Source organism: Candidatus Symbiothrix dinenymphae (genome assembly GCF_001431085.1).
Genome location: NZ_BBRU01000318.1, coordinates 1 through 517 on the forward strand (window position 1 = coordinate 1; position 517 = coordinate 517).

Below are 517 nucleotides of genomic sequence, written 5' to 3' on the forward strand. Positions count from 1 at the left end.
GTTGGTCTTCGCCTCAGGGTCTTCCGCCATATCGTAAGTGATTTTGTCCAAATCGACCTTCACCAGCGACTTCTGCGCCCTCACCACCACCTCATCCAGCGTATGGTCGGCTAATGCATCCAGCGAATCAATCACAGCAGCAAGCGAATCCCTCTCAGCCGCAGTCTGGGCATAACACAAAGACATTCCGGCAAAAAGGAAGCAAAGAACAAGGATTTTTTTCATCATGCTTTTTTGAAATAATTCGGTGCAAAGGTAGTGATAAATTCGGAGATAAATCAATATTCCAAACTTCGGCAACACTTCGGCATCTTCGGCAAAGCTTCGGCAAAACTTCGGCAATGTCTTTTGTTTAGTTCAAAATATATTTTGCCAGATTTGTTTCGCCAACTCTTTTAAGTATCTGTTTATCAGACAATTCGTTTAAGTCCTTTCTCGCAGTTCGCTCTGCAACTGCATATAGTTTTGCATATGCCGAAGTTGTTATTTCGCCGTTCTCTTTCACATACAGCACGGC

Annotated in this window: 2 protein-coding genes; both read right to left on the bottom strand. The window is 43.7% G+C overall.

Going from position 1 to position 517, the window contains the following annotated elements; all coding sequences use genetic code 11:
• Window positions 1–342 (bottom strand): hypothetical protein (locus ASC50_RS03905; RefSeq protein WP_158648393.1); only part of this gene is annotated, 342 nt, incomplete at its 3' end.
• A 10-nt stretch (window positions 343–352) separates the two neighbouring features.
• Window positions 353–514, bottom strand: coding sequence for a DeoR family transcriptional regulator (locus tag ASC50_RS08485; RefSeq protein WP_226995384.1), 162 nt, complete (start codon window positions 512–514; stop codon window positions 353–355).
• Between the last annotated feature and the right edge of the window lie 3 nt (window positions 515–517).